Annotated in this window: 23 protein-coding genes; 8 read left to right on the forward strand and 15 right to left on the reverse strand. The window is 60.9% G+C overall.

The features are described 5' to 3' along the window. Positions 1-53 precede the first annotated feature (53 nt). From V8P77_RS00950 to V8P77_RS00980, 7 genes are all read right to left on the reverse strand, one after another. Positions 54-3,380 (reverse strand): efflux RND transporter permease subunit, encoded by a 3,327-nt coding sequence (locus tag V8P77_RS00950; protein ID WP_335910253.1) that lies wholly within the window; start codon positions 3,378-3,380, stop codon positions 54-56. Between the two features lie 12 nt (positions 3,381-3,392). Then, on the reverse strand, positions 3,393-4,583 hold the full coding sequence (locus tag V8P77_RS00955) for an efflux RND transporter periplasmic adaptor subunit (protein ID WP_335910254.1): 1,191 nt from the start codon (positions 4,581-4,583) through the stop codon (positions 3,393-3,395). Positions 4,584-4,980: 397 nt separating this feature from the next. Next, on the reverse strand, positions 4,981-5,952 hold the full coding sequence (locus V8P77_RS00960; protein WP_335910255.1) for an ABC transporter substrate-binding protein: 972 nt from the start codon (positions 5,950-5,952) through the stop codon (positions 4,981-4,983). Between the two features lie 58 nt (positions 5,953-6,010). Then, positions 6,011-7,138, reverse strand: a complete 1,128-nt coding sequence (locus tag V8P77_RS00965; protein ID WP_335910257.1) for an ABC transporter permease — start codon at positions 7,136-7,138, stop codon at positions 6,011-6,013. Beyond that, entirely contained in the window at positions 7,135-8,064 is a 930-nt protein-coding gene (locus tag V8P77_RS00970; RefSeq protein WP_335910259.1) for an ABC transporter permease, read from the reverse strand. Before V8P77_RS00970 ends, V8P77_RS00965 begins: the two co-directional genes overlap by 4 nt. After that, positions 8,061-8,441: an endonuclease domain-containing protein gene (locus tag V8P77_RS00975; RefSeq protein WP_062943511.1), complete on the reverse strand. Its 381-nt coding sequence runs from the start codon at positions 8,439-8,441 to the stop codon at positions 8,061-8,063. Before V8P77_RS00975 ends, V8P77_RS00970 begins: the two co-directional genes overlap by 4 nt. 179 nt (positions 8,442-8,620) lie before the next feature. Continuing rightward, entirely contained in the window at positions 8,621-9,397 is a 777-nt protein-coding gene (locus V8P77_RS00980) for an ABC transporter ATP-binding protein (RefSeq protein ID WP_335910261.1), read from the reverse strand. Between the two features lie 94 nt (positions 9,398-9,491). Here V8P77_RS00980 and V8P77_RS00985 point away from each other — a divergent pair, with 94 nt between their 5' ends. After that, positions 9,492-9,905 carry a cupin domain-containing protein gene (locus V8P77_RS00985; RefSeq protein WP_335910262.1) on the forward strand — a complete coding sequence of 138 codons (414 nt, stop codon included), beginning with the start codon at positions 9,492-9,494 and terminating at the stop codon, positions 9,903-9,905. A gap of 58 nt (positions 9,906-9,963) precedes the next feature. Here V8P77_RS00985 and hydA read toward each other — a convergent pair whose 3' ends face one another. From hydA to V8P77_RS01000, 3 genes are read right to left on the reverse strand one after another with little or no spacing between them, the layout of a single operon-like run. After that, positions 9,964-11,418 carry a dihydropyrimidinase gene (hydA, locus tag V8P77_RS00990; protein WP_335910263.1) on the reverse strand — a complete coding sequence of 485 codons (1,455 nt, stop codon included), beginning with the start codon at positions 11,416-11,418 and terminating at the stop codon, positions 9,964-9,966. 34 nt (positions 11,419-11,452) lie between these two features. Then, entirely contained in the window at positions 11,453-12,058 is a 606-nt protein-coding gene (locus V8P77_RS00995) for a hypothetical protein (RefSeq protein ID WP_335910264.1), read from the reverse strand. Next, a complete protein-coding gene (locus V8P77_RS01000; protein WP_335910265.1) occupies positions 12,058-13,311 on the reverse strand; it encodes a Zn-dependent hydrolase in 1,254 nt (417 codons plus the stop codon). Before V8P77_RS01000 ends, V8P77_RS00995 begins: the two co-directional genes overlap by 1 nt. Positions 13,312-13,612: 301 nt before the next feature. Between V8P77_RS01000 and V8P77_RS01005 the strand changes: the two genes are divergently transcribed. After that, on the forward strand, positions 13,613-14,263 hold the full coding sequence (locus tag V8P77_RS01005; RefSeq protein WP_335910266.1) for a TetR family transcriptional regulator C-terminal domain-containing protein: 651 nt from the start codon (positions 13,613-13,615) through the stop codon (positions 14,261-14,263). 5 nt (positions 14,264-14,268) lie between these two features. Here V8P77_RS01005 and V8P77_RS01010 read toward each other — a convergent pair whose 3' ends face one another. The 3 genes from V8P77_RS01010 to V8P77_RS01020 form a co-directional block, all read right to left on the reverse strand. Continuing rightward, positions 14,269-16,836, reverse strand: coding sequence for an HWE histidine kinase domain-containing protein (locus V8P77_RS01010; protein ID WP_335910267.1), 2,568 nt, complete (start codon positions 16,834-16,836; stop codon positions 14,269-14,271). Beyond that, positions 16,833-17,369, reverse strand: a complete 537-nt coding sequence (locus V8P77_RS01015; protein ID WP_077979082.1) for a biliverdin-producing heme oxygenase — start codon at positions 17,367-17,369, stop codon at positions 16,833-16,835. The genes V8P77_RS01010 and V8P77_RS01015 overlap by 4 nt, the downstream gene beginning before the upstream one ends. Positions 17,370-17,510: 141 nt before the next feature. Further along, complete coding sequence (locus V8P77_RS01020; RefSeq protein ID WP_335910268.1) at positions 17,511-18,410, reverse strand: LysR family transcriptional regulator; 900 nt, start codon at positions 18,408-18,410, stop codon at positions 17,511-17,513. A gap of 102 nt (positions 18,411-18,512) precedes the next feature. Between V8P77_RS01020 and V8P77_RS01025 the strand changes: the two genes are divergently transcribed. Beyond that, a complete protein-coding gene (locus V8P77_RS01025; RefSeq protein WP_335910269.1) occupies positions 18,513-19,535 on the forward strand; it encodes a zinc-dependent alcohol dehydrogenase family protein in 1,023 nt (340 codons plus the stop codon). Positions 19,536-19,592: 57 nt separating this feature from the next. Here the strand turns inward: V8P77_RS01025 and V8P77_RS01030 are convergent, their stop codons facing one another. Then, positions 19,593-20,003 (reverse strand): rhodanese-like domain-containing protein, encoded by a 411-nt coding sequence (locus tag V8P77_RS01030; protein ID WP_335910270.1) that lies wholly within the window; start codon positions 20,001-20,003, stop codon positions 19,593-19,595. A 67-nt stretch (positions 20,004-20,070) separates the two neighbouring features. Between V8P77_RS01030 and ftrA the strand changes: the two genes are divergently transcribed. Then, complete coding sequence (ftrA, locus tag V8P77_RS01035) at positions 20,071-21,072, forward strand: transcriptional regulator FtrA (RefSeq protein ID WP_335910271.1); 1,002 nt, start codon at positions 20,071-20,073, stop codon at positions 21,070-21,072. A 470-nt stretch (positions 21,073-21,542) separates the two neighbouring features. Continuing rightward, on the forward strand, positions 21,543-22,553 hold the full coding sequence (locus V8P77_RS01040; protein ID WP_335910701.1) for an SDR family oxidoreductase: 1,011 nt from the start codon (positions 21,543-21,545) through the stop codon (positions 22,551-22,553). A 168-nt stretch (positions 22,554-22,721) separates the two neighbouring features. On the opposite strand, the gene V8P77_RS01045 is transcribed toward V8P77_RS01040, so the two are convergent. Then, positions 22,722-24,407, reverse strand: coding sequence for a glycoside hydrolase family 13 protein (locus tag V8P77_RS01045; RefSeq protein ID WP_335921685.1), 1,686 nt, complete (start codon positions 24,405-24,407; stop codon positions 22,722-22,724). Between the two features lie 179 nt (positions 24,408-24,586). Here V8P77_RS01045 and V8P77_RS01050 point away from each other — a divergent pair, with 179 nt between their 5' ends. The 3 genes from V8P77_RS01050 to V8P77_RS01060 all read left to right on the forward strand — a co-directional run bounded on the left by V8P77_RS01050 (position 24,587) and on the right by V8P77_RS01060 (position 26,348). After that, on the forward strand, positions 24,587-24,961 hold the full coding sequence (locus V8P77_RS01050) for an alpha-amylase family glycosyl hydrolase (RefSeq protein WP_373694569.1): 375 nt from the start codon (positions 24,587-24,589) through the stop codon (positions 24,959-24,961). Next, a complete protein-coding gene (locus tag V8P77_RS01055) occupies positions 24,958-25,965 on the forward strand; it encodes a TIGR03885 family FMN-dependent LLM class oxidoreductase (RefSeq protein WP_335910274.1) in 1,008 nt (335 codons plus the stop codon). The genes V8P77_RS01050 and V8P77_RS01055 overlap by 4 nt, the downstream gene beginning before the upstream one ends. A gap of 119 nt (positions 25,966-26,084) precedes the next feature. Further along, positions 26,085-26,348 carry a DUF6766 family protein gene (locus V8P77_RS01060; protein ID WP_335910702.1) on the forward strand — a complete coding sequence of 88 codons (264 nt, stop codon included), beginning with the start codon at positions 26,085-26,087 and terminating at the stop codon, positions 26,346-26,348. Positions 26,349-26,667: the final 319 nt, after the last annotated feature.

The raw sequence follows: 26,667 nt of genomic DNA on the forward strand, positions 1-26,667 counted from the left end.
AACGAAACGGGCCGGGAGATCGCTCCCGGCCCGTTCATTTCCTGAGTTTTGCTTTATTCCGCCGCGAAGGGCGGCAGACGGAGCACGTTGGTGTCGTTGCCGTGGGCGCTCTTGCGTTTGCTTTCCGGCTTTTCGATCGCGGTCAGGCGCTCCTCCAGCGAGTCGATGTCGTCGCGGTTCTCGCGGGTGACGCGGGTGAGATCCTCGCGCGACAGCGGCAGCTCCTCGTCGTCCTTCCTGCCGACCAGGCGGCCGAAAGCCCAGCCGAGCAGGCGGGACAGATCGTCCATGATCAGGAAGAAGGAGGGCACGACGACGAGCGAGAGCACGGTCGAGACGATGATGCCGCCGATCACTGCAATTGCCATCGGCGCGCGGAATGAGCCGCCTTCGCCGACGCCAAGTGCGGAAGGCAGCATGCCTGCCGACATGGCGATCGAGGTCATGATGATCGGCCGGGCGCGCTTGCGGCCGGCTTCGACCATGGCCTCGACGCGGGCCATGCCTTGATGGCGCATCTCGATCGCGAAATCGACGAGCAGGATGGCGTTCTTGGTAACGATACCCATCAGCATCAGGATGCCGATCATCACGGGCATCGACAGCGGATTGTTGGTGAGGATCAGGCCGGCCGCGACACCGCCGATGGCGAGCGGCAGCGAGAACAGGATGGTGAAGGGCTGGATCACGTCCTTGAAGAGCAGGATCAGCACCGTCAACACCAGCAGCAGGCCCATCAACATGGCGTTGACGAAACTCTGCTGCATCTCGGTCTGCACCTTGGTGTCGCCGCTTTCTGCAAGACGCACGGAAGCCGGAATATTGGCCCCATTGACTATCTCGCGGAAGCGGGCGGACGCTGTGTCGAGTGCGACGCCCTGGGGCAGGTCCGAACCGATCGAGACGACGCGGTAGCGGTTGTTGCGCTTGATCGAGCTTACGCCTTCCGAATAGTCGATATTGGCGACGCTTGCGAGCGGAACGGTGCCGCCGCTGGCGGTCTGGATCTTCAACGTCCGGATGGCCGCGAGATCGCGACGCATGTCGACTGCGGCCTGGACCCGGATCGGAATCTGGCGATCGTCGAGCGAGATCTTGGCAAGGGCGGCATCGACGTCGCCGATGGTGGCGACGCGGATGGTCTCGGAGATCTGCTGCGGCGTGATGCCGAGGCGAGCGGCTTCATCCATGCGCGGATGAACCTGCAGTTCCGGACGGGGCAGGGAGCCGTCGGCGCTGACATTGGCAAGCAGCGGATCGGCGCGGAGCTTGGATTCCAGGATACCGACGGCGTCGTTCAGGTCCTTCTCGTTCTTGGAAAGAAAGTTGAAGGAGAGGTCGCGTTCGCCGCGGTCATTGAGCTTCAGGATTCGGACATCGGGAATGTCGCGCAGCTTGGCAAAGACTTCCATTTCGATGTCCCATTGCGGGCGTTCGCGGCCATGGACTTCCACCTTTGGCAGTTTCGGGCCAATGACCGGGATATCGCCGAGCACGTCGTTGACCACCTTCTTGACGAGCGATTGATCGAGCTTGTGAAGCGCGAGCGTGATGGTCGCACGGCGCAGTTCGAGATCGCCCTTCGGCGACGCGCCGCCGAGGACGAAGACGCTTTCGACGCCGTTGATGTCCTTGACCCTGTCATAGATCGCATCCGTCGTCTTCTCGGTATCGTCGAGCCGTGCATTGGGCGGCAACTCGACGGAGAGAACGATGCGTGAGGCATCTTCCGGCGGCAGGAAGCTGCCTGGAACCTGCATCAGCAGCAAAACGGAGCCGATCAGGAAAGCGAACGCGACAATCAGCGTGGCATAACGCGAATACCAGCGTCCAGTCGTGCCGCGTATGAGACGCGTGTATCCCCGCATCAGCAGGCCGTCATTGTCGTGATGGTCGTCGACGCCGTCTTCGGCGCGCATGAGATAGGCGGCCATCATCGGGGTGATGAGGCGCGCGACCATCAGCGAGAAGAAGACGGAGAAGGCGACGGTCAGACCGAACTGGATGAAGTATTGGCCCGGAATGCCCGGCATGAAGGAAACGGGCACGAAGACAGCGATGATGGTGAAGGTAGTGGCGATGACGGCAAGGCCGATCTCATCAGCTGCCTCGATCGCCGCCCGATAGGGCGTCTTGCCCATCTTGATGTGCCGAGCAATGTTTTCGATTTCCACGATCGCGTCGTCGACAAGGATGCCGGTCGCGAGCGTCAGAGCGAGGAAGCTGACGAGGTTCAGCGAGAAGCCCATCATGTCCATGACCCAGAAGGTCGGGATCGCAGACAGGGGAAGGGCGATTGCAGAGATCAGGGTCGCACGCCAGTTCCTAAGGAACAGGAGGACGACGATGACCGCGAGTAGCGCACCTTCGAGCAGCGTATGAATGGCGGCTTCGTAGTTGCCGTAGGTGAAATAGACCGAATCATCGATCAGTTCGATCTTCACATTCGGATTTTCGGCTCGCACCTTGTCGAGGTTTTGTGCCACGGTTTCGGCGACGCTGACTTCGCTGGCGCCCTTCGAGCGGAAAACGCCGAAGGTAACGACCGGCGTAGCGTTGAATCGCGAGAAGGATTTCGGCTCCTCATAGGTGTCCTTGATAACGCCGAGATCGGATAGTTTGACGAAGCGGCCGTTCGGCAGGCCAATGGTGGTATTGGCGAGGTCGGCGACGTTGCGGGCGTCGCCGAGAACACGGATCGCCTGTTCGCTGCCCGCCACCTGGCCGCGACCCGAACCGAGGTCGATGTTGGTGCCGCGCAGCTGCTGGTTCACGCTCGCGGCAGTGATGCCATAGGCATTGAGCTTGTCAGGGGTGAGTTCGATACGCACTTCGCGATCTGCGCCGCCGTAACGGTCTACACGGCCGATGCCGGCCTGGCCCTGCAGCGAACGTTTGATCGTGTCGTCGACGAACCAGGAAAGTTCTTCCAGCGACATGGCAGGCGAGGAAACGGCGAAGGTCTGGATCGCCTGCCCCTCAACATCCACCTTGGAGACGATCGGTGCTTCGGCCGTTGCCGGCAGATCGCTGCGAATGCGGTCGATCGCATCCTTGGTGTCCTGGACAGCCTGTTCGGTCGGCACTTCCATCCGGAACATGACGTTGGTTTGCGAACTGCCGTCGGTCACCGTCGACTGGATTTCGTCGATGCCGGTGATGGAGGCGACCGCGTCTTCGATCTCCTTCGTCACCTGCATTTCGAGTTCAGCCGGCGAAGCGCCGCTCTGCGTCACGCTGATCGAAACGAGCGGCACGTCGATGTTCGGAAAGCGCGTGATCGGCAGCGCATTGAAGGACTGCATGCCGATGAACATCAACAGGCAGAAGGCCAGGAGCGGCGCGATCGGATTTCGAATGGACCAGGCTGAAAAATTCATCGGATGGTCTCTTTAGTTGGAAGCCGGGGGCTGTTCACGCACCGGTGTGATGTGGTCGCCGTCGCGGACGTAGGCGCCCGCCTTGGCCACGACCTCGTCGCCGGTCTTCAATCCTTCGACGATCTCGACATAAGCACCGTCCTGGATGCCGGTCTCGATCTTGGCGAATTTCACCACGCCATCCTCGACCTTGCGGGCGGAAGAGCCTTCATTGCCGGTGAGCACCGCTGTCAGCGGAAGTGATACGCCCTCCGTCTCGCGCACGATGATCTCGGCGCTGCCGTACATGCCGGAACGCGCCTTGCTGTCATCGTCGATGGAGATATGGACGAGGCCGAGGCGGGTGACGGGATCGACGGTCGGCGAAACCAGACGCACGGCGCCGGAAAGTTTCTCGCGGCTGCCGGAAAGCGAAATCGTGGCCTTCTGGCCAGCCGTCACCCTGACGATATCGCTTTCGGCGATTTCGGCGACAAGCTCGATATCGCCGTTGCGGATAAGCGTGAACATCGGGTCGCTGGTGCCGGCGGCAATGGCGCCGACCTTGGCGTTCTTTGCCGAGATCGTGCCGGCGACCGGCGTCTTCACATCGGTGCGCGCCAGCTTCAAATCCGCATCTGCGATCTGGCTGTCGAAGACCTTGAGATCGGCTTCGGCGACCTCGATCGCCTGTTCGGCGGAGACGACGCGGGCATTGGCGGCGGCGGCAGTCGCATCGGCCTGTTCGACCTGGGCGGTGGAAACGGTGCCCTTCTTGACCATTTCCTGGGCGCGGGCCTGTTGCTGCCTTGCCTGCTCGGCATTGGCCTGCGCCTCGATGAGCTGGGCGCGCAACTGGGCGAGACTTGCCTCGCCCTTGGCCTTCGTCGCCATCATCTGGCTCTTTTCCAAGACCAGTGCGTCATCGTTGAGCGTCGCCAACGTGCTTTCGGCCTGAACCTTGTCGCCGACATCGGCCTTCAGCGTGCGGATCGAGAGGCCTTCGACCTGCGGCTGGATATAGACTTCCTCGACGGGTTTGACCGTTCCCGTGCCAATGATTCGGTCGACGAGGGTGCGGTTCACCGCCGTGGTGACGACGATCGCCGGCAGGTTCTGCTGCGGTTTTGCGACCGGCGCTTCCTGCGAAAATGCGGTGGATGCAGCAAGTGCCGCTGCAAAAAGTGTAGAGGCGCCTAGAATTCCAATCGGCTTGCGTGCCATGCGTCGTCGTCCAATCTTATGATAAGGTTGGCCGAACTCGAGCGTCTGCCACTCAGCGCGCGATCAGGCCACTGCCCTTCCTGCATTCTCAGAGGTATCCGCCGATCCTTTGCCGTCTTCATCCCTCGCCGGCAAATTCGGCTTGTAGGTGGTATCGATTTGCTCGATCTACAAGTCCGGCAGAAAACAATTCCCCTTCAGGCAATAATAATTACCATTCCGACGTCAATCAATCACCGCAAGGTTATGTCAACATTACGAAGATTGATCGCGCTCATCCCTAAGACGTTTGACGCCCGATAAATGCGACAGTTGCAAGGCATTTTTTTCGGTTGGGCCGAAATAGACAAAACGCGCGGGAGATCTCCCGCGCGTTTCGCTTCGCAATCTCGCCGAATTATTTGGAAGCGGCGTCGGTGATGTCGTGCGTCCAGGCACCCGACGGCTCCTTGCTGATGATCTTCTGATCGAGCAGCGCCTTTGCCGTGCGGGCATAGAGCGCCTCGTCCAGCTTGCCGGAACTGTCGCCGACCAGCTTGGCGACTTCGCCCATCATGCGCTTCTGATGGTTGTCGTCCTGGCCGCCATTGTCCATGACGATCTCAGCGGCTTCGTCGGGATTCTCGGTGGCGTATTTCCAGCCCTTCATCGAAGCGCGGACGAACTTGACCATCTTCTCCTTGAAGGCCGGGTCTTTCAGCTTGTCTTCCATCGCATAGAGGCCGTCTTCGAGAAGGTCGTTGCCCATTTCAGTGTAGTTGAAGACCGTCAGTTCTTCCGGCTTGAAGCCGGCATCGATCGCCTGCCAGTATTCGTTATAGGTCATGACGGAGATGCAGTCGGCCTGCTTCTGGACGAGCGGCTGCACGTCGAAGCTCTGCTTCAGCACCGTGACGCCGTTCGGCCCGCCGTCGGTAGAAAGGCCCAGCTTGTTCATCCAGGCGAAGAAAGGATATTCGTTGCCAAAAAACCAGACGCCCAGCGTGCGGCCCTTGAAGTCGGCTTCGGTCTTGACCGGGCCGTCCTTGCGGCAGACCATTTCCAGGCCCGACTTCTGAAAGGGCTGGGCGATGTTGACGAGCGGAACGCCCTTTTCGCGGGCAACCAGGGCGCCGCCCATCCAGTCGACGATGACATCGGCACCACCGCCGGCGATCACCTGCTCGGGGGCGATATCGGGACCGCCCGGCTTGATGTCGACGTCGAGGCCTTCTTCCTTGTAAAAGCCCTTGTCCTTGGCGACGTAATAGCCGCCGAACTGGCTCTGCGTGACCCACTTCAGCTGCAGCACCACCTTGTCGGCGGCCATTGCATGGGCCGATGCAAGCGACATCGCGCTCGCCATCATTGCAACCATCAACTTTCTCATTTTCTTATCCTTACCCTCTGAAGTTATGCACGGACCCGTTTCTGGAGCCCGCACGCGCCTAGCCACCACGGATAGACGGATGCCAGAACGTCACCGCCCGTTCGGTCAGGGCGATGATGCCATAGAAGATCGAGCCGGCCAGCGCCGCGACGGCGATTTCCGCCCAGACCATGTCGACATTCATGCGGCCGATCTCGGTGGAGATGCGGAAGCCCATGCCGACGATCGGCGTCCCGAAGAATTCCGCAACGATGGCACCAATCAGCGCCAGCGTCGAGTTGATCTTCAGTGCGTTGAAAATGAAGGGCATGGCTGCCGGAAGTCTGAGCTTCAGCAGCGTCTGCCAATAGCCTGAGGCATAGGTGCGCATCAGGTCGCGCTCCATGCTGCCGGAGGCGGCAAGGCCGGCGACGGTATTCACCAGCATCGGGAAGAAGGTCATGATGATGACGACGGCGGCCTTCGACGGCCAGTCGAAGCCGAACCACATGACCATGACAGGGGCGACGCCGATGATCGGCAGGGCCGAAACCATGTTGCCGATCGGCAGAAGGCCGCGGCGCAGGAAGGCGATGCGGTCGGCCAGCACCGCGACGACGAAGCCACTGAGGCAGCCGACGATATAACCGATCAGCACCGCCTTGAAGATCGTCTGCCTGACGTCAGCGCCGAGGATCGGCAGCGACGCCATGAACCGCAGCCCGATGGCGCTCGGCGGCGGCAGCAGGATGAAGGGAACGCCGGCGCCACGCGTGACCGCTTCCCAGAGAATGAGGATCCAGGCGCCGAAGATCGCCGGGATCATGAGCTGGAGCGCCGACTTGCCGGAAGTGGTGACGGGCTGCAGTGTCGACAGCTCGGTGACGCATCGCCAGGCAAGCAGCCAGCAGGCGAAGAGCAACAGGAAGAAAGCCCGCGTCGCCGTACCCTCGTTGCCGGAAAGAGCGGAAAGCAGCATCCAGGCGGCGCCATCCGCGCCGATAAACAGCACGGTGGCACGGTAGGCCGGCGGCTGCGGCGCCAGGGACAGCAGGGCAGCCGCGATGACGATGGTGAAAATGAGGCTTGCCGTGCCGTCGGTGAGGGGGCGCGCCGCGCCCTCGGCCAGGAGCGGCAGGGCCGTCAACGCGCCGACGCAGAGGAGGAGGGCGACCACGGCTTGCCAGGAGAAAGCCAGATGTTTCATGCCGCCCTCCCGCCCATGGCGCGGTCGACGATCTTCGCCGCAACGCCGACGATCGCAACCAGGATACCCGCCAGCAGCGATCCGGCGACGAGGGCGGCCCAGATATCGATAGTCTGGCTGTAATAGGAGCCGGCGAGTAGCTTCGAGCCGATGCCGGCGACAGCACCCGTCGGCAGCTCGCCGACGATGGCGCCGACAAGGCTGGCTGCGATCGCGACTTTCATCGAGGTGAAGAGGAAAGGGATCGAGGCTGGAACGCGCAGCTTCCAGAACGTCTGCATCGGGCTGGCATAATAGGTGCGCATCAGGTCGAGATGCATGATCTCAGGCGAACGCAGCCCCTTCACCATGCCGACGGCGACCGGAAAGAAGGAGAGGTAGGTGGAGATCAGCGCCTTGGAGACGAGGCGGGAGGCGTCGGAATCGAGGTTCAACAGATGCGCAACGGCATTGTCGCCGGTCAGTACGTTGTAGGAGATGATGACGATCATCGGCGCGATGGCGAGGATCGGTATGGTCTGGCTCGCCACCAGCCAGGGCATCAGCGAGCGGTCCATGGCGCGGTTGTGGACGATCAGCACGGCGAGGAGGATGCCGAGCAGCATACCGAAGCCGAAGCCGAGCAGGGTGGAGGAGAGCGTTACCCAGCTGTGATAGACGAGGCTGCGATTGCTCGAAAGGCTGCGCAGAAAGGTGTTCTCGTAGACGTTCTGCGCCACCTGATGCGGCGCCGGCAGGATAGGCTTTGGCTGCGCCAGCGTCTTGCCGATGAATTCGAGGGTGGTGGGTGTGGCGCCGGCGCGGCCGTCCATGTCGCGCTGGAACGGCGCGTTCATCAGGATGGCGGCGACATACCAGATGACGACAAGCGCCAGCAGGATGGTGGTGACGGGGACGATCTTATCCTTGAAGGTGTCGGGTTTCATGCCAACGGCTCCTTCAAGAATGGAGCAGCGTGTTTCTCGACGGTGAGAAACACGTAATCGGGTCCATCAAGTACTTGGGCATTGTCGAAGCGCAGCACTTTGAAACCCTCATTGCGCAGGAATGCATCCCTGGCAAGATCGTGGCGGCGGCCGTCGGCAGTCTCGTGGCTGTCACCGTCGACCTCGACGATCAGTCGTGCTGAAAGCCAGGCGAAATCGGCGATATAGGGGCCGATCGGCGTCTCGCGCCTGAACCGCGCGCCATAGGGCCTGAGATCGCGAAGCATATCCCACATGGCAGCTTCCGCCTTTGTCAGTTCGCGGCGGAGGCGTTTTGCCGTTTGGCGGGTTTTGAGGGTGATGTTTGAGTGTGGCATCTAGACCCCTCCCCAACCCCTCCCCACAAGGGGGAGGGACTTAACCGTCGAACCCGTGGGTCGCTGCAGCGCTCTCCCGCGACGTTCCATAGAGAATTCAGCGAGCGCCGCGTGCTTGCCCCTCCCCCTTGTGGGGAGGGGTTGGGGAGGGGTCTTGCCAAACAACACGCTCCCGCTCCTCATGCGTGCCCCGTCCTCAGCCCTTCGCGGACGCGATGGGCGATTTCCAGGAACTCGGGGGTTTCGCGGATGTCGAGCGGGCGTTCGGCCGGCAGGGTCGAGTCGATCACATCGGTCACGCGGCCCGGGCGGGGAGACATCACCACGATCTTGGTCGAGAGATAGACCGCCTCGGGGATGGAATGGGTGACGAAGCAGATCGTCTTGTTGGTGCGGGTCCAGAGTTTCAGCAGTTCTTCGTTCAGATGGTCGCGGACGATCTCGTCCAGGGCGCCGAAGGGCTCATCCATCAACAGTAGATCGGCGTCGAAGGCGAGTGCACGGGCGATCGAGGCGCGCTGCTGCATGCCGCCGGAAAGCTGCCAGGGGAATTTCTTCTCGAAGCCCGAGAGACTGACGAGATCAAGCGCTTCGGCGATGCGCCGCGTCCGCTCGGCGCCGGAATAGCCCATGATCTCCAAGGGCAGGGCGATGTTGTTTTCGATGGTGCGCCAGGGATAGAGCGCCGGCGCCTGGAAGACATAGCCGTAGGCGCGGGCCTTGCGAGCCTCTTCCGGTGTCATGCCGTTGATCGAGATCTCGCCAGACGTGCTCTTCTCGAGATCGGCGATGACACGCAGGAAAGTGGTCTTGCCGCAGCCCGACGGGCCGATGAAAGAGACGAAATCGCCCTTGTGGACATCGAGATTGACATTGCTCAGTGCACTCACCGGGCCGTCATTCGCGTGGTAGGTGAGACAGAGATCCTTGGCGGATACGACGGAGGGTGCTTGCATCAATGCGACCAGTCTTGTTTTCGCCGCGGGAGCGCGGTTTGCGTGCTATCATTACCGCCGGTTTTATCGGCGACACACTCCATGGAGGATGAGGATGGACGCGACATCAAAGCCCACCTGCCACATCGTTCGCCCCAATCATGCCTATGACGGCAAGCAGGGGCTCAGCTATTTCCAAGGGGTCGCGGCCGAGACGGTCGGCGCCAAGGGCATCTGCATGCACCTCCTGACGATCCCGCCGGGCGTACGCGCCAAGGCGCATCTGCACGAGGCGCACGAGACGGCGATCTACATGCTCTCCGGCGAGGCCCATACCTGGTACGGAGACCGGCTCGAGCATCACGTCATCGTCCATGCCGGCGAACTTTTCTATATCCCGGCCGGCGTGCCGCACCTGCCGGCAAACCTCAGCAGCACGCCGTGCACGGCGATCATCGCCCGCACCGATCCGAACGAGCAGGAAAGCGTCGTGCTTCTGCCGGAGTTGGACGCTTTGGTGACGGCGTGAGGTCATTGGCATAGGGGCAGCGGTCCCCGGTTGATGGCCGTATCGTCATGCGCCATCGTCATACGCCGCTTGCCGGAATGCCGCTCCGCGTCACCTTGCGCGGCGCGGTGATGTCCTTCCACTGGGAAAGCGCCTTGCTGACAGCCGTGACCGGCTCGCGCCTGACAAATTCGCCGTGGCCCTCCTGCGTCTTGATGGTGTTTTCCTCGATCGCGACTACGCCGCGCGTCAGCGTATAGCGCGGCAGGCCGGTCACTTCCTTGCCTTCGAAGACGTTGTAGTCGATCGCCGACTGCTGGGCCTCGGACGAGATGGTCTTGGAACGTTGCGGGTCCCAGACGACGATGTCGGCATCGGCGCCGACAAGGATCGCGCCCTTCTTCGGATAGATGTTGAGGATCTTGGCGATGTTGGTCGAGGTGACGGCGACGAATTCGTTCATCGTCAGCCGCCCGGTGTTGACGCCATGGGTCCAGAGCATCGGCATGCGGTCTTCGAGGCCGCCGGTGCCGTTCGGAATCTTGGTGAAATCATTGAGCCCGAAGCGCTTCTGCGCCGTGGTGAAGGCGCAATGGTCGGTGGCGACGACCTGCAGCGAGCCGGAGGCAAGCCCTGCCCAAAGCGAGTCCTGATGCTGCTTGTTGCGGAAGGGCGGCGACATCACCCGGCGGGCCGCGTGATCCCAGTCGGGATTGGAATATTCGCTCTCGTCGAGAGTGAGGTGCTGGATCAGCGGTTCGCCATAGACGCGCATACCCTTGGCACGGGCGCGGCGGATCGCCTCATGCGCCTGTTCGCAGGAGGTGTGGACGATATAGACCGGGCAGCCGGCCATGTCGGCGATCATGATGGCGCGGTTGGTAGCCTCGCCCTCGACTTCGGCCGGGCGGGAATAGGCATGGGCCTCGGGGCCGTTATTGCCCTCGGCGAGCAGCCTTGCCGACATCGAGGCGACGACGTCGCCGTTTTCGGCGTGCACCAGCGGCAGGGCGCCGAGTTCAGCGCAGCGCTGGAAGGAGGCGAACATCTCGTCATCATCAACCATCAGCGCGCCCTTGTAAGCCATGAAGTGCTTGAAGGTGTTGATGCCCTTGTCGCGGACGATGGTCTCCATCTCCTTGAAGACCTGCTCGCTCCACCAGGTGACCGCCATATGAAAGGAATAGTCGCAATTGGCGCGGGTCGATTTGTTGTCCCACATGGTCAGCGCCTCGAGCAGCGACTGGCCGGGGGCGGGCAGGGCGAAATCGACCACCATCGTCGTGCCGCCGGAAAGGGCGGCGCGCGTGCCGCTCTCGAAATCGTCGGAAGAATAGGTGCCCATGAAGGGCATTTCGAGGTGGGTGTGTGGATCGATGCCGCCGGGCATGACATAGCAGCCGGTCGCATCCAGCGTCTCGTCGCCCGAGAGGTTCGGACCAATCTCGATGATCTTGCCGCCGTCGATCTTCACGTCAGCCTTATAGGTCAGGTCGGCGGTGACGATGGTGCCGTTCTTGATGACTGTGGTCATGGCTGCTGTTCCTTTTCCCTGCGATCTTATTGTCTTACGGCTCCACTGCCATCGTGGGCGTGCCGTTTCTAAACAGCGCCGCACCCTTGGCGATAAGGCTGTAGACGGCCTCCTCACTCAACTCATTCGGCTTGTCGTGCTTCTCTTCGTAATACCAGTCGGGCTGCTCAAGGACGTCAATGCCACCCACCGACAAGGACCAAAAACCATCGCATTCGCGAAAGTAAAAATCCTTGCCGTCGATCAGCCCGGTTGACTGTACGGGTTGGCTGCCCTTGGGACGTTCGATCAGTATGCCGGGCATGGAAGGGGCGAGTTCTATCCGAACGACGCTAGGCCCAGGCCCGGAGATATAGTAGGTTTGGTGGAGCGCATCTGGGTCGCGGTCATCTGAATCGGCCAGCTGAACACCAGAAGGTTCATATCGCCAAAGGCTTGATATTTGCGGAAGCCTGATCCGCTCGCCTGCTGTATTGATGCCAATGTAGAAAATCTGCACACTAGGGACGTCACCCCACGGTCCTTCGCTCACTGGTGTCACATTGGCGGTGGCCCACGCGAGGTCGTCGGCGGTTCGCTGAGTTTCGAACTTAAAGATATCAGCATAATCGAGATAAGTCGTTGGCAAGTCTGGCGCCATCACACCACAATCTCCGCCGTTTCCACCACCGCATGGAACAGCACATCGGCTCCCGCCATCGCCCATTCCTTGGAGATTTCTTCAGCCTCGTTGTGCGAGAGCCCACCGACGCAGGGGCACATGACCATCGTCGCAGGTGCCACCTTGGCCGCCCAGCAGGCGTCGTGGCCGGCGCCGGAGATGATGTTCATGTGGCTGTAGCCGAGCCGCTCGGCAGCCTCGCGCACCGACGTGACCAGTTTCGGATCGAAGGTGATCGGCTCGAAGTGGCCGATCGCCTCGATGGAACAGCCGACGCCGAGTGCATCGGTGATCTCAGGCGCTTTCGCCTCGATCTTTGCCCGCATACGGTCGAGTTTCTCTTTGTCGGGCGAGCGGATGTCGACGGTGAAGACCACCTTGCCAGGCAGCACGTTGCGGGAGTTTGGCGAGAAAAACACCTGGCCGACGCCGCCGACGGCGCCCGGCTGTTCGCCCATCGCCACGTCCTGGACCATTTCCAGAATGCGGGCCATGGCGAGACCGGCATTGACGCGCAGGTTCATCGGCGTCGAGCCGGTATGGGCTTCCTTGCCGGTCAGCGTGAATTCCAGCCACCAGAGGCCCTGGCAATGGGTGACGACGCCGATCTGCTTTTCCTCGGCTTCGAGGATCGGTCCCTGCTCGATGTGATATTCGAAATAGGCGTGCATCTTGCGGGCGCCGACTTCTTCGTCGCCAACCCAGCCGATACGCTTCAATTCGTCGCCGAACAAATTGCCCTCGGGGTCCCTGCGATTATAGGCAAAGTCCAGGCTGTGCACGCCGGCGAAGACGCCTGACGCCAGCATGGCAGGGGCAAAACGCGCGCCTTCCTCATTCGTCCAATTGGTAACAACGATCGGATGTTTGGTCTTGATGCCGAGATCGTTCATGGTGCGCACGACTTCGAGGGCCGCAAGCACGCCGAGCACACCGTCATATTTGCCGCCGGTCGGCTGGGTGTCGAGATGCGAGCCGACATAGACGGGCAGAGCATCGGGATCGGTGCCGGGGCGGGTGGCGAACATCGTGCCCATGCGGTCGACGCCCATGGTCAAACCGGCATCGTCGCACCATCTTTTGAAAAGGCTGCGGCCTTGCGCATCGGCATCCGTCAAGGTCTGGCGATTGTTTCCGCCTGCAATACCGGGGCCGATTTTCGCCATCTCCATGAGACTGTCCCAGAGACGGTCGCCATTGACGCGCATGTTCTCGCCTGGTGCTGCCACCATTTCGTATGCCCTCACCTGTTTGCGGCAGTCATGCAAAGGGCATGCCCGCCTGTTCCCGTGGTCCTTTCCTGCGCCCCCTTATTGGTTTTGTCGAGCGCCGGAAAATCGCCAGTTGCCTTTGTTTTGCATCTGGCGGATAATTTGACCGATTGGTAAACATTACAACTTCCACCGCCGGGCTCAAGACGAAAATCACGAAAATTGCCGATAAAAATACGGGCAGTTGCTCAAGAAGGCGGCGGGGATCGCTTCCGGAAAAACTTGAGCGAAGAAGTTGAATTTCAAGGGGAAATAACAGCCTGTGACCATACCGAGAGCAGCGAAAACCCTGAGGCGGACGCGAATCCAGGAGGAGAAAGAAGAGCAGATCCTGGAAGCGGCCCTCGATGTGTTTTCGGCAAGCGGCTTTCGCGGCTCGACCATCGACCAGATTGCCGAAGTGGCCGGCATGTCGAAACCCAACCTGCTCTATTATTTCCGCACCAAGGAAGCCATGCACCGGGCGCTGATCGACCGGGTGCTCTACACTTGGCTGGAGCCGTTGCGGGCCTTTAACGCCGAGGGCAATCCGGAGTCGGAAATCCGCAGCTACATCCGCCGCAAGCTGGAGATGGCCCGCGATTTTCCCCGCGAGAGCCGGCTTTTCGCCAACGAGGTGCTGCAGGGCGCGCCGCATATCGAGGACGAGCTGAAGGGACCGCTGAAGGAACTGGTCGACGAGAAGGCGGAGGTCATCCGCGCCTGGGCGAAATCAGGCAAGATCGTCAAATGCGATCCCTATCACCTGATCTTCTCCATCTGGTCGACAACGCAGCATTACGCGGATTTTGACGTTCAGGTGCGTGCCGTGCTGGGGCAGGAACATTCGGGCGAAGGGCGCTTCGAGGATGCGGCGCGGTTTCTGGAACAGCTCTTCATCGGCGGCCTGCGACCGGATCCCCTGGAGGCGTGAGGCTCTTATCCTCTCCGCGAGAGCGGAACCCGGGCAAGAATATCCGTCATGCCCTCCATCGTATAAGGCTTCTGTAGCACGGGCGCGTCCGAGTGGCTGTTGGCCTGGGCGATGCCCTCCCCATAGCCCGTGGCAAAAACGAAGGGCACGCCTTCGGCAGCCAGCCGGTCGGCAATTCCGAAACTCGTCTCATCGCCAAGATTGACATCGAGAAGCGCCAGATCGAAGGACTGGCCTGCCAGAATTTCCATCGCCTCAGTGACACTTGGCGCCGTAGCCACGTCGGCGCCCAGGCGGCGCAGGATGTCCTCGCCATCCATGGCGATGATCAGATTGTTTTCCACCAGCAGCACGTTCAGGCCGAAAAGCGGCTGATCGTCGGGATTGGTCTTGGGTTCGGTCGTTCCGAGCGGAGCCGGATTTGATCGTTCGCTCGTGGGGCCGACGACATGTCGCGCGGGGATGGAGAAATCGGCCTCGAGCCCATCCTTGGCGTAGCGGACCTCGGCTTTGCCGCCAAGGTCATAGGGGATCGAGCGGCGGATGATCGTCGAACCGAAGCCATGGCGTTTGGGTTCGACGACGGGTGGACCATTCTTTTCGCGCCAGCTAATGCGCAGATTGCCCTCGTCGTCGCGATGCCAGCCGAGTTGGACGGTGCCGCTGCCAATTCCGGAAAGGCTGCCATATTTGGCGCTATTGGTCATCAGCTCATGGAAAACAAGGGCGGCGGTGGAAAAGGCCTGCGGTTCCAGCAGCACATCCTCGCCGCTCATCTGGATGCGTTGCGCGTTTTTCCCGAGATAGGCGGCGGTCTCTGCGAGCAGCAATTGCCGAAGCGAAGCGGGCGCCCAGTGATCGCGGGTGATCTGGTCATGGGCGCGGGCGAGTGACTGGATGCGGCCCTCGAGCTGGCGAATGTAGTCGCCAAGGCCGACCGACGTTGCCTGCGACTGCCGGATAATGCCGGTGATGAGGCTCAATATGTTGCGGACGCGGTGGTTCAGCTCGGCAATCAGCAGTTCCTGGCGCTCGTTTGCCGTCTGGCGCGCCATGCTGACCTCGTCGGTGAGGCGCAACACCACTTCGATCAGTGTGACGCGGATGGTTTCGGCGACACGGCGCTCGGCGTCCGTGAAAGGAAGGGAGCGGCCGCGCACCAGTTCCGACCAGGCTTCGAAACTCTTGCGCGGCGTCAGCCTCGGGCCGTTCGGCCCGTATTCCACCGGCTTGTGTGGGTCGCCGCCCCAGCGGACGGTGCGCACCAATTCCTGACGGAAAAGCACGACATAATCGCGCGGCGAACGCGAGATCGGGATGGCGAGCATGCCTGCCACCGCATCGTCGACCTCAAGGTCCGGATAGGTTTCTGAGAGCCTGTCCACGGCATAGATTCGGCCGGCAGCGCTACGGTTGAGGTGGCGGACGAGGGCTGCGAAACTTCTCTCATTCGGCCCGATGCCGGCGAGTGCCAGCCGGCCGTTGATCCAGACGCCGATCCCGTCAGCAGGAATGGCATCGGCGAGCGCCTCAATCAGCCAGGCCGGATCGTCGAGCAGGCTCGCATTGTCTGCCACGGAGGTGAGAAGCCGGTCGGCGATGCGGCGCGCCTTGGTCTCGTAGTCGAGAGCCAGCCGCCGTTCGCGGCTTTCAAGACGCGACGCAAACATCTGACCGAAGAGTTCGGCAGTGGAGCGGCTTTGGGCCGAAGGCAGACGCGGGCCGTAATGATGGCAGGCAAATAGGCCCCAGAGCTTACCGTCCACGACGATCGATATGGAGAGCGAAGCGCCGACGCCCATGTTTTTCAGATATTCGATGTGGATCGGCGAAACAGAACGCAATACCGACATGGAGAGGTCGAGCGGCTGGCCGTGCTCGTCGCGTTGCGGCAGGATCGGGACCGGGACGGCGTCGACATCGGCAATGATGCGGAACAGGTTGCGCAGATAGAGCGCGCGCGCCTGCACCGGAATGTCGGAAGCCGGATAGTGCAGCCCGAGAAACGAGCCGATGCCGGCCCGGGCGGCTTCCGCCACCACTTCGCCGGAACCGCCTTCGTCGAAACGATAAACCATGACCCGATCGAAGCCAGTCAAGGCGCGCGCCTGTCTTGCACCTTCGCGGAAGAAAGCCTCCAGTGTTTCCGTGTGGTCGAGGCGGGACATCATGCTGCGCATGGAGAGCGAAGCGGCGTCGCGCCGGTCATCCTGGCAGCGCTCGCCTTCGATGATGACCTCACCTCCGTTCAGGTGCAGGGCAATGTCGAACCTGTTTTGATCGGGCATCAGGGCAATGCCGAAAATGCGCTCGGCGACGTCGGGACCGCGCAGCGTGGTAAGCTTGTTGCGGACGGCGTGGAGTGCTTCGGGTGTGATCAGCGAAACAACGGGACGGCCGATCGCGTCGGCCTGCGCAACATCGAGAAACTCCACCAGATTTGCGGAGGCGCGGGTGACAATCCAGTCTGAGGATATCGCCAGGAGAAAGCCGAAAGGTTGAACCGATCCAAGCTGGTGGATCGGTTCACGGTCGCAGTTGGTGAGATCGACAGGTTCGTGCGTGCCGCTCATGGCACGGTTTCCAGCGTGAGTTGCCCCGCTTTTAGGAAGAGATCGAAGACATTGCGAGCGGCCGTGACGGCAGCGCCGGGATCGTCCACCTTGCTCGCGTCAAGACGATCCATGAAGAGCCGCATGGCGCCCTTCGGGCCTTGGGGGGTCAGGTAGCTGCTGGGCAAATGATCAGGCACGGCCTTGGCGAGCAGCGCGCCGCCGAGCTTGGAGCCTTCCAGGACATAGGCAGCACCCCAGACCGCTGCTTCGCAATGCAAGGCGGGTTGAGGAAGGGGCGCGGGCAATCGATCGCCGAGTTCCCTAATGTCGGCAGCGAGCAGGTGAGCGCGCCTTCGTTCCGACCAGTTGGGCAGCAGGCGAGCGATCCCGGCTTCCTCAAGCGCATGTTCGACTGATGGTACGACCTGGGCATGCGCGCGGAGGAATGCCTTGTAATCCTGGGTGCGTGAGAGATTGAAACTGCCGAAGAGAGCGTCGACCGCGGCGTGGCAATCTGCAGTTTGTGCGCGGAGAGCGCTGCGAAGTGACATGCTGACCGTGTTCCGAGTGATATGGCGGTCGTCCACAACGGACGGTGAACTATCGGATATACTGCTGCATCGGGTGATTTCCAGGGAAACGTATAGGAATTACATGGGTTTCTCGTCGCTCGCAGACGCGTGGCGAGCGCTTCAGCCCATCATTGCCGGCAGTCCTGCGGCGAGCGTATCGATCGCGAGCCGCACCTTCGGCAGCATGACCGGAGAGCGCAGCCAAACGGCATGGGCATCGAAGACATTGGCCGGTTCCTGCTTCAACACCTGAATGAGCCGGCCTGCCAGCACCTCCTCGCGGACCAGCCAGCAGGGGAGCCAGGCAAGTCCGCGCCCGGCGACGGCCGCATCGGAAATCGAAGCAAGGTCGTCGAGCCGCAGCCGCGCCTTTGGCGGCATCCGCCGCCCGGGATCGGTTGCAGTGGGAAAGATCCAGCCCCTATCGTCATCGCCCCGCCTATAAACGATGCCTTCATGCTGCGGAATATCGAAGACCGTCTGCGGTGTGCCATGTTTTTCCAGATAGGCGGGCGATGCGCAGACGGTCATGCGCTGGCGAGCGATCGCCCGGGCCATCAGATCCGGATTGTCCTTCAGCGGCCCGTTGCGGACGACAAGATCGAAGCCGTCCTCGAGCAGGTCGACGACACGGTCGTTAAAGGAAAGGTCGAGTTCGAGGTTCGGATGCTCATCGAGCAGGCGTGCGAGGACCGGCGCGATGCAGTGGCGGCCGAAGAGCACCGGCATTGAGATGCGCAGCCGGCCGCGCACATCACGCCGTCCGGATTCCAGCATCGCTTCCCCGAGGCGGATTTCCTCGACCGCGCGAAGGCAGCGCTCGTAGAAGAAGCGGCCTTCCTCGGTAAGGCTCTGCATGCGTGTCGTACGGTTGAAGAGGCGCACGCCGAGACGCTGTTCCAGCCGTGCGATGGTTTTGCCGACGGCCGAACGCGTGAGATGGAGCCGCTCGGCGGCAGCCGAAAAGCCACCTGCCTCGACGGCTTCGACAAAGATCGAGATACCCTTCAGCTGTTCCATTTTGTTTCCTCTTTGGAACCATTCTGGAGAATTAATATCGCAACTGGTGCGAAATATTCAACGATATCCTTGTCCTCCCTGCAATGAACAAGGAGCAAGACAATGCAGACAACACGGCAATGGCAGATCGACGCGGTAGGGCCGGAGCGCCAGCTGGCGATCGGCGAGCGGAGGCTCGAACCGGTTTCGGGAAATAGCGTTCTGGTGCGGACGGAAGCCGTCTCGCTGAATTTCCGCGACCGGTTGGTGATGGAGAGCGGCATGGGGTTGCCGCTGCAATTTCCCTTCGTGCCGGCTTCCGATATGGCGGGTGTCGTCGAGGCGGTCGGACCCGAGGTCAGCCGTTTCAAGCCGGGAGATCGGGTCATCTCGACCTTTTCACCCGACTGGATCGACGGACGCGGCTTGGGCGATGCGCGCACGCCACCTTACAAGACGCGCGGCGGCTTTTATCCCGGCGTCCTCTCCCAATACACCGTGCTGTCGGAGGAATGGTATTCGCGCGCGCCTGACACGCTCGATGCGGCGCAGGCGAGCACCTTGCCCTGCGCCGGGCTAACAGCCTGGTTCGCACTGATCGAACGCGGCGGTCTGAAGGCCGGCGATAAGGTGCTGGTGCAAGGCACCGGCGGTGTGGCGCTCTTCGGTCTGCAGATCGCCAAGGCGCATGGCGCGGAGGTCTTCATCACATCGGGCAGTACGGAGAAGCTCGAACGCGCCGTTGCCCTTGGCGCCGATCACGCGATTAATCGCCATGAGGGCGACTGGGTTGAGCAGCTCTATCAGTTGACCGGCGGCTATGGCGCCGATCACGTGCTTGAGATCGTCGGCGGCCCACATCTCGGCCAGGCGCTGAAGGCGGTGGCGATCAATGGCCGCATTTCCGTCATCGGCGTGTTCGAGGGGTTCGAGGTTTCCGGCCCGGCCGGCCCGTTCCTGCTCAAGGCGCCTGTTGTGCAGGGCATTTCCGTCGGCCATCGCCGTGCGCTTGAAGATCTGGTGCGGGCAATCGACCAGACCGGTCTGAAGCCTGTGATCGACAAGCGTTATGCCTTCGACGAATTCCCTGAGGCGCTCGATCATCTCTATCGCGGGCCTTTCGGCAAGGTGGTCGTCGAGTTCTGACGGTCGCGGTTTTCTCTTCTCCCCGCTGCAATAATTGTAGGGGGAGAAGGGAGGCCATCAGGCGGCAGCAGGGACGCCCTGTTCGAAGGCGAAGCCTTCATCGGCCCAGCCGGTCATTCCGCCGATCATCAGCTTGGTCTGAAGGCCGAGATTGGCGAGGCGGAAGGCAGCCTTGTCGGCGCCGTTGCAGTGCGGGCCGGCGCAATAGACGACGAGGAGTGTATCGCTTGCCCATGTCGACATGCGGTGCGCCGTCATCTTGCCGTGCGGCAGGTTGATGGCTCCGGGAATGTGGGACTCTGCGAAGAGCTGCGGCGAGCGCACGTCGAGGAGAACGAAATCGACTTTGCCGGCCGCAAAGGCGGCATGCATGTCGGAGCAATCGGTTTCGAAAGCGAGCTTGGCGGCAAAGTGAGCGACGGCGGCATGCGGAGCTGCAGCAGGTGTTTGGGAAATGGGGCTTGGCATCGGTTTTCCTTTTTCTGAAGTTGCCGCCTGGTATTGCCGATGCTAAAGCTTTGCGAAATTGGCCATCATGACCGACAGCGTAAAGATCATGCCAAATTCATTGCCGCCGCAGACGAAAGGACCGCTGGTCGCCGCACTTGCCTATGACGGGCTCTGCACCTTCGAATTCGGCATCGCCTACGAGGTCTTCGGCCTGCCACGGCCGGAAATGGGCGAAGGCTGGTATCGCTTCTCGGTTTGCGGCATCGAACCGGGTCCGCTTCGCGCTGCGGGAGGGCTGACGGTGGCAGTCGACAAGGGACTGGAAGTGCTTGACGAAGCGGACCTGATCGTCGTGCCGGGTTGGCGGTCGATCGATGCCGCCGTTCCTGAGCCGCTGGTTTCAGCGCTCAAGGCCGCGCATGAACGCGGCGCAAGGATCATGTCACTTTGCTTAGGTGTTGCCGTTCTTGCCGGGTCGGGTCTGCTAACGAACCGCAGGGCGACGACGCATTGGCGTTATGTCGCCTCGATCGCCGCGCGTTATCCCGACATCGCACTCGACGCCGACGTTCTCTACATGGACGAAGGCAGCCTGCTGACGGCGGCGGGCAGTGCTGCCGGCATCGATCTCTGCCTGCATGTGGTGCGCGGCGATTTCGGTTCGGAGGCCGCAAACCGCGTCGCCCGCCGTCTGGTCGTGCCGCCACACCGCGAAGGCGGACAGGCGCAGTTCATTCACGCGCCGGTTCCCGAGGAACGCGAGGGTATCCGCTTGGGGCCGCTGATCGAATGGATGCGCGAAAGCCTTTCCGAGGACCAGCCAATCAGCCTGCTTGCGAAAAGAGCGGGCATGAGCATGCGCACCTTCCAGCGGCGCTTCGAAGCGACGACGGGCCTCAGCGTCGGCGAATGGCTGCTGAAGGAGCGGCTGCGTCATGCCCGCGATCTGCTGGAGAAGGAACTTGCCGTTTCGCTCGATGACATCGCCGCTGCCAGCGGCTTTGGAACACTGGCAACCATGCGGCATCATTTTCGCGGGCGGCTCGGGACAAGCCCTCATGCCTATCGAAAATCATTCGGTGGCTAAGGCATCCTTTGCCTGCATTTAACCTAGCTAGAGCCTTTCCGGGTTAGATTGAAGCATTCTGTTGGCTCAAACGGAGTTGGATGGTCGACCGGCCGGCGCGCGTCGTAGCCAAGTTCTACGGCCAAGCCGGCCGATCGATCAGCCGGCCCGTTTCAGCCAACCCGAAGGGCCGGGCATCTTTCCGCCAGGGCAAAGGCGATCGGCTCGGACGTACCTAGGGGTATGCCCTTCGCCAATCGCCTCTGCCCTGACGAAAACCTGCTCCGGCAGAATGCTGCAATCTAACCCGGAAAGGCTCTAAATGGCCGCTCTCGATCGCATCTCGAGAGGGCGCGTGGTGATGAGCGACATCTCAGCACGCTCCGAGACAGCAAGAGTTGCCTGAAAAGGCGCGATGTTCGCTGGCCGGGAACTTCAATGGCGCCGGGTTGTTTGCGCAGAAAGTGGTAAATCGGAAGGACGCTTCGACTATGACAACCAATCTCAAGCATGCTGTCGTCGTCATTACCGGCGCATCGAGTGGTATCGGCCAAGCCGCAGCCGAGGCATTCGCCAGGCAGGGGAGCAGGCTGGTGCTCGCGTCGCGCAACGGTGCCGCGTTGGAAAAAGTGGCAGAGGGCTGCCGCCTCCTTGGCGGCGAGGCCACTTCAGTTGTTGCGGATGTCACCGACCCCGATGCCGTCAAGGCTCTTGCCTCGAAAGCTGCCTCGTTCGGCAAGATAGATGTCTGGGTCAGCAATGTCGGAGTCGGCGCGGTTGGTCGGTTCGAGGAGACGCCCATTGAAACGCATGAGCAGGTCATCCGCGCGAACTTGTTGGGACATATCAACGACGCACACGCGGTTCTGCCGGTGTTTCTGCGCCAGGGGAGAGGCGTCTTCATCAATATGATTTCGCTCGGCGGTTTTGCAGCGGCGCCGTTCGCCACAGCCTACAGCGCCAGCAAGTTCGGGCTTCGCGGATTTTCCGAGGCCTTACGGGCGGAGGTGGCGGATAAGCCTCGCATTCATATCTGTGATATTTACCCCGCCTTCGTCGATACGCCCGGCCTGATGCATGGCGCCAACTATGTCGGCCGGAAGGTCTCCGCGCCGCCGCCGCTGATCGATGCTCGGCGCGTTGCCGAAGCCATAGTCCAGGTGGCAAAACATCCGCGAGCAACGACCACCGTTGGCGCCGTAACTAACGCAACACGTCTCGCTCACTTGCTGGCGCCAAACCTGGCGGCGCGTTTGCTCGGCCGCTTCATGGCGGCCTATTTCAACCGCGCATCACCTGTCGCGAAAAGTGACGGTAATCTCTATCGGCCTTCCCAGGACACGGCACATATCGATGGCGGTTTACGCTCGCGCTCGCGGTCATCGCTGCCGGCGCCTCTGATGCTGGGCCTTGCAGCCCTTGCTTCCTTCGCGGTCGGCGCGGCCATAGGATCGAGGGGCAGCCGGCGCCAGCCTCTTTCTCTGCCCCGGCGCTTGCGATAGCCGAGAAGATCCCAGCCTCGAGCACAGCAAAAGCCCAAGCAACTGTGATCGGATACCAGCTTCACCTAGAGCATGATGCCGAAAACTATGAGCGGTTTTCGGGCGACGTCATGCTCTAACTCTTGAATTGAGAACAGGATTCAGATTTTAGGCCGACCCGGCCTAAAGTCATCCTGTTCTAGACGCTATGGCGAAGGCCTCGTATGGGCTGAGTTCAATGGTCTCGTTGATCATGTTCACCGGTTCATAATTGCAGATGAGACATCCTCCGTTCATGCCGAGCTCCGATGGCAAACTCAGCGCAATGTGCCGTGGGGTGAAGTTGGCGACGACGATCATCCGAGTCCTCTCGAATGTACGGGTATAGACGAAGACATCAGGGTGTTGGTCGAGCCAGGATCGGTATTCCCCGTATACGATGACAGGGCACGTCTTCCGGAGAGCGATCAATTTGCGATAGTGGTTCCAGATCGAGCTCTCGTCCCTAATGGCCGCTTCAGCGTTGACCTTCGGATAATTGGGATTGACTTCGATCCAGGGCACGCCGGTCGAGAAACCGCCATAAGGGGCAGCACTCCATTGCATCGGTGTGCGGGCGTTATCGCGGCCGTTCTCGTTTGCTCCGCGAATAAACTCTTCTGGGGAAAGGCCGGCCTCCACGTGCAGCCTGTGCATGTTGAGGGTTTCGATATCCCGGTACTGTTCGATGGAGGTGAACGGGACGTTCGTCATGCCGATCTCCTCACCCTGATAGATGAAAGGCGTGCCTTTCAGGAGATGCAGCACGGTCGCCAGCATCTTGGCGGACTCCACGTGATAGCCGGTGACATCGCCGTAGCGCGAGACGGCGCGTGGCAGATCGTGATTGCCCCAGAAGAGCGAATTCCACCCATCTTCGGACAAGGCAAGCTGCCACTTGCTGAGGACCGTCTTGAGATTCACGAGGTCAAGCGGTTTCGGGCGCCATTTCCCATAGACCGTGTCCCATTGCTGGGTGACGTGCTCGAACTGGAAGATCATCGACAGTTCTTGGCGGTCACGCCCGGAATAGAGGAGGGCCGCGCCGGGAGTGGCGCTCCAGGCTTCACCAACCGTAAGAATGTCGCGGCTGCCAAACGTCCTGGCATTCATCTCCTGCAAATAGTCGTGCAGATGCGGTCCGTCCTTGATGAGCTCCCGGTCCACCTGCTTGCCGATGTAATCAATGACATCCATACGGAAGCCGGCAATGCCGCGCTCGAGCCACCAGTTCATCATGTCATAGATTTCCGCCCGTACCCTTTCGTTCTCCCAATTGAGGTCCGGCTGACGGCGGGAAAACATATGCAGGTAATATTCGCCTGTTGCGGGGTCCAGTGTCCACGCCGGCCCGCCGAAGGAGGACTTCAAGCCGTTCGGCGGTCCTCCGCCCGGCGCAGGCTTTCGCCAGATGTAGAAGTCGCGGAATGGGTTGTCCGAACCCTGACGGGATTGAAGAAACCACGGATGCTCATCGGAGGTGTGGTTCACGACGAGGTCGAGCATGATGCCGATTCCTCGATCTTTCGCCTCCGCCACCAACAGGTCGAAATCTGCGAGCGTGCCAAACTCGGAGGCGATGTCCCGATAGTCGGATATGTCGTAACCATTGTCGTCCATCGGCGACTTGTAGATCGGCGATAACCAGATGATGTCGATCCCGAGCTTCTTCAGATAATCGAGCTTTGATGTAATGCCGGGGAGATCGCCGATGCCATCTCCGTTCGAGTCGCAGAAGCTGCGCGGATAGACCTGGTAGACAGTTGCCGTATGCCACCATTTCGGTTGGAGAGGTGATCGCTCGGGACCTCCCAGCGGTGTCGTGGACTGATCCATCGGAGGCTTTCCTATCTGTTCGGGATATTGGAAAACACCGGTGATGTCTGCAGGTTCCACCGGGCCAGACCTTCCTTCCGCTTCCCCCGACACCCATGGACTTGGCGCAATCCGAGGAACCCGCTCGTTCCGGAACCGTTAGAAGGGGTGGCAACACAGATTATCGGGAGACCGTCGCGGTGCCGAACCGAAGCAGCAGCTGGTATGAGGAGGCAGTGATCTACAGCATTGATGTCGAGGAATTCGCCGATGGAAATGGCGACGGCATTGGCGACTTCGTGGGCCTGACTGAAAAGCTGACCTACCTTTCAGAACTCGGAATCGAGGATCCGGCTGTTTTAGTCCACGGCTTTGAAGACGCCGGGTCGCTTCTGTTGCTCGTCCACAACCTTGCTGGCCGGCGTATTAAGACGGAAATCAATTTTGGCGGAATGCAGCCTGGGAAGTTTCGAGATCTGATCGGCGAGGTGGAGTACGCAGGCGCCATCCAGCCACGCCTGGAACTCGAGCCCTATGCCTACCACTGGTTTATTTCCGAGGGCAACGGATCATGACTCTCATCGGCTATCACGCGTCCCATGAACAGTTTTCGCCAAGCGAGCTTCTCGGATATGTGCAGGCTGCGGAAACTGTAGGTTTCGGTGCCGTGATGTCGTCCGATCACCTGACGCCGTGGAGTGAGAGGCAGGGTCAGTCGGGCTTCGCTTGGGCTTGGTTAGGGGCGGCGCTCCAGGCCACGCGATCTATTCCCTTCGGTATCATAACAGTCCCTATGGGCTGGCGTTATCATCCAGCGATTACCGCACAGGCTGGCGCGACGATCGCGGAAATGTTTTCGGGACGGTTGCCGTGGATAGCGGTGGGTAGCGGGCAGGCCATGAATGAACACGTCATCGGTGAACGCTGGCCTTCCAAGGCGGAAAGAAATGAACGGCTGCAGGCGGCGGTAGAGATCATGCGGGACTTGTGGTTGGGGAAGCTTGTCAGTCGGGCAGAGCCCATCAAAGTCGATCAAGCCCGCGTTCATTCTCTCCCTGATGAGATCCCGCGCATTGTTGCCGGCGCTCTTTCGCCAGAAACGGCCGAGTGGGCGGGAGGCTGGGCGGACGCGCTTATCACCATCAATCAGCCGCCCGACAAGCTCGGCAAAGTCGTCGACGCCTTCCGGCGTGGCGGCGGGCAGCAAAAGCCGCTCTATTTACAAACGCATATTTCCTATGCCGGCTCCGAAGAGGAAGCCAGAGCAAGCGCTTTCGAGCAGTGGCGAAGCAACGCAATTTCTGCTGCGATCTCGGAAACCCTTCGTTTGCCCGAGGAGTTCGATGAGGCGTGTCTGAAGGTGCGGCCGGAAGATATGGACGAGCATGTGCGCATCTCGGCCGATCCGCAACAGCATGTCGAGTGGCTAAAAGCCGATGTCGAGATGGGATTTGAAGAAATCTATATTCACAATGTGGGGCGCAATCAGCGCGAGTTCATCGAAGCCTTCGGACGCGAGGTCCTCCCCGCCTTCAGGACTGGCACACCGGTTGCGGCATCGAGCTCCCTAGGGGAATGACTTGAAAGGCCGGCCAGGGGATTAGCTGATGAGGATCTCAACAAATGCGGCTGATCTCGCACTCACCGCCCCAGTTGTCCAAAGGAGGTATCATGTTCAAGAAATAGGCCTACGCCTGGATCACCGTCGGCTTCTTTCTATTTTCGCTCACCGGCCATTGGTTATTTGGTTGGTTTGCTTTTGTCGGCGAGCAGCAGAACCACGGTCAGGTGCCTGATGTTAATGCCTATCTCATGGAGATGGGCAGAGACACCTTTGAAAATTGGCAGTCCGAATTCCTGCAATTGCTCTGGCAGGTCGTCGGTCTTGCCGACTTTCTCTATATCGGATCTCCGTCTTCGAAGGAAACGATGACCGTACCGAAGCGAAGCTGGACGCTCTGATCAGATTAAATGCCGGAGAGAAGGCTGATGCGATCATTGCCGAAATCGACAAGCACTTCATGAGAACCGGCGGACATGCGGGACCGTACGCCCACGACTTGAAACGCGCAGAGGCCCACAGAGGATCGGCGACGCCACTTAGCGGTTCAGCTTTTCATGGAAGCGCAGGACCGCTCTAACCTTTTGTTTTCGCGCAATTCCGGACAGAAAACCGCTTCGCACTTTTCCTGGAATTGCTCTGGGCAGGCTCAGGCGGACCACGAAGCTGCCGCATCCTTGCAGCCGGACCCGCCGAGAGAGGCGCGAACCGTGCTGCGTG

The organism is Rhizobium aouanii (assembly GCF_037002925.1).
GTDB classification, from domain to species: domain Bacteria; phylum Pseudomonadota; class Alphaproteobacteria; order Rhizobiales; family Rhizobiaceae; genus Rhizobium; species Rhizobium aouanii.